Here is a 2,922-nt window from a genome sequence, read left to right as displayed (position 1 = left end):
GACGGCCGACCCGCGCCCGCCGCCGACGGCCGGCCCGCGTCCGCGCCCGCCGCCGTGCCCGGGCGGGACGACGTGAAGCTGCGAGGGGTCACCGCCGCGTACGGCCCGGACGCCCCGCCGGTGATCGACGCGCTGGACCTGGACGTCCCGTCCGGCGGCCACCTGGCGGTGGTCGGGCCCAGCGGGATCGGGAAGTCCACGCTCGCGGCGCTCGTCACCGGCCTGATGCGCCCCCGTGCCGGGACGGTCGAGATCGGCGGTGTCCGCGCCGAGCTGGCCGACCCCGCCGCCCGGGTGCTGATCCCGCAGGAGGCGTACGTCTTCCGCGGCACCGTCCGGGAGAACCTCGGCTACCTCACGTCCGACCCGGACCCGCCGTTCGCGCGGGCCATGGAGGCCGTCGGATCCGCCCGCCTCGTGGGGCGGCTCGGCGGGCTGGACGCCGAGCTCGACCCCGGCGCGCTCTCTGCGGGGGAGCGGCAGCTCATCGCGCTGACCCGCGCCTACCTCGCGCCCGCCCGGCTGGTCGTCCTGGACGAGGCGACCTGCCATCTCGACCCGGCCGCCGAGCTGCGCGCGGAGACGGCGTTCGCCCGCCGGCCCGGCACGCTGATCGTCGTCGCGCACCGCCTCGGCTCGGCCCGCCGCGCCGACCGCGTCCTGCTCATGGACGGCACCCGCACCCACCACGGGACGCACGCCGAACTGGTCGCGGGCTCGCCCGCGTACGCGGCGCTGACCGGCCACGCGCTGCCGGCGGCCGTCCCGCGAAAGACCTGAGAGCAGCTTCCGACCCGACACCGCTTCCGCATCTCGTGCCCGGAGGGGAACACGCGCATGGACCATCCCAAGGCCGAACGCGGGCCCGTCGTCGAGACCCTGCACGGCCACCGCGTCGCCGATCCCTACCGCTGGCTGGAGGACCCCGCCTCGCCGGAGACCCGCGCCTGGCTGGACGCCCAGGACGAGCTGTTCCACAAGCACATCGACCCCGTCCTCCGTGCGGCGTTCCGCGCCCGCGTCGCCGAACTCGCCGACACCGGCAGCGTCAGCGCGCCCGTCTGGCGCGGCGGCCGGCGCTTCACGCTCCGCCGCGTCGCCGGGCAGGAGCACGCCGCCCTGCACGTCGCGGACGGCGACGGCCCCGAGCGGACGCTGCTCGACCCCGCCGTCCTCGACCCGTCCGGCACGACGACGCTCGACGCGTGGCGGCCCGACCCGACCGGACGGCTGCTGACCTGCCAGGTGTCGCGCGGCGGGACCGAGCGCGCCGACCTGTTCGTCCTCGACGTCGCGACCGGCGAGACCCTGGACGGCCCGATCGACCGCTGCCGCTACTCCCCGGTGGCGTGGCTGCCCGACGGAAGCGCGTTCTACTACGTCCGCGCCGAACCGGGCGACGAGATGCGGCGCCGCGTCCTGCGGCACGCGGTCGGCGAGCCGCCCGAGAACGACGTGCCCGTCACCGGACCGGCCGCGGCCTGCGGCGTCGGCATCAGCGAGGACGGCCGCCACCTGGTGGTCTCCACGGCCGACGGTCTCGGACCGGGCAACGCCCTGTACATCGCCGACCTCGCGTCCGCCGATCCGCACGCCCTTCGCCCGGTCCTCCGGGGCGCGGACGGGGACGCGGACGCGCGCGCCGCCGCGGCCGTCGGCCCGGACGGACGCCTCTACATCGTCACCGACCGGGACGCGCCGCGCGTCCGCCTCTGCGTCGCCGACCCGTCCCGTCCCGCCGACTGGACGGAGCTGATCGCCGAGGACGACCAGGCCGTCCTGGCCGACTTCGCCTTGCTGGACGGCCTGATCGCCGTAGCCCGCGTCCGCTCCGGGACCTCCGAGCTGGCCCTCCATGACGCGCACACCGGCGCCCGCGTCCGCGCCATCGACCTGCCCGGTCCCGGCGTCCTCGGGCCGCTGGTGACGCGTCCGGGCGACGGGCACGAGCTGTGGTTCACGCACAGCGGCATGGCCACGCCCGAAGCCGTCTGGCACTACGACACGCGCGACGACGCCCTCACCCTCTGGGAACCGTCCCCCAGCGAGATCGTCCCGCCGCCCATCGAGACCCACCAGATCATCTGCACGTCGGCGGACGGCACTCCGGTGCGCGTCGATGTGATCGCCCGTCCGCACGACGGGACGGAACCGCGTCCGGCGATCCTCTACGGCTACGGCGGCTTCGGCATCCCGCTCACCCCGTCCTACGCCGCGGACGCGCTGGCCTGGGTCGAGACGGGCGGCGTCCTCGCGATCGCCCACCTGCGCGGCGGCGGCGAGGACGGGACGGACTCGCACCGCGCGGGCATCCTCGGCCGCAAGCAGCGCGTCTTCGACGACTTCCTCGCCGCCGCCGAGACGCTCGTCGCCGACGGCTGGACGGCCTCCGACCGGCTCGCGATCTGGGGCGAGTCCAACGGCGGCCTGCTCGTCGGAGCCGCGCTGACCCAGCGCCCGGACCTGTTCGCCGCGGCCGTCTGCGTCGCGCCGCTGCTGGACATGCTCCGCTACGACAAGTCCGGCATGGGCGCGGCCTGGCACGGCGAGTACGGCTCGCCCGCCGACCCGGAGGCGTTCGGCTGGCTGCGCGCGTACTCGCCGTACCACCGCGTCCGCGAGGGCACCGCCTACCCGGCGACCCTCTTCGCGGTCTTCGACGGGGACTCCCGCGTCGACCCGCTGCACGCCCGCAAGATGTGCGCGGCGCTCCAGTGGGCGACCGCGGGAGACGCCCCCGTCCTGCTGCGCCGGGAGTCCGGCGTCGGGCACGCCTCCCGCTCGGCCGGACGTTCCTTCGACCTGGCCGCCGACCTGCTGGCCTTCGTCTTCACATGGACGGCGTCCGACGGCTCCCCCCGAGGCGCGGCCATGACCTGACGCCTCGGCGGTCGCCGCCGGGGAGATCCCCGGCGGCGACCG

2 protein-coding genes are annotated in these 2,922 nt (G+C 76.4%); both read left to right on the top strand.

Translation table 11 applies throughout. The annotated features are described in order from the left end of the window. The coding region (locus DZF91_RS25825) for an ATP-binding cassette domain-containing protein (protein ID WP_117359798.1) at positions 1-780 on the top strand (780 nt) is incomplete at its 5' end. Positions 781-837: 57 nt separating this feature from the next. Beyond that, positions 838-2,880 (top strand): prolyl oligopeptidase family serine peptidase, encoded by a 2,043-nt coding sequence (locus tag DZF91_RS25820; protein WP_117359797.1) that lies wholly within the window; start codon positions 838-840, stop codon positions 2,878-2,880. Positions 2,881-2,922 lie beyond the last annotated feature (42 nt).

The sequence above is a fragment of the Actinomadura logoneensis genome (assembly GCF_003428695.1).
Classification (GTDB): Bacteria; Actinomycetota; Actinomycetes; order Streptosporangiales; family Streptosporangiaceae; genus Spirillospora; species Spirillospora logoneensis.
This window is presented reverse-complemented; position numbering and strand designations above follow the sequence as displayed.

Coding starts and splice junctions, on each gene's coding strand:
- DZF91_RS25820 (WP_117359797.1), top strand. CDS start 838: ATGGACCATCCCAAGGCCGAACGCGGGCCCGTCGTCGAGACCCTGCAC.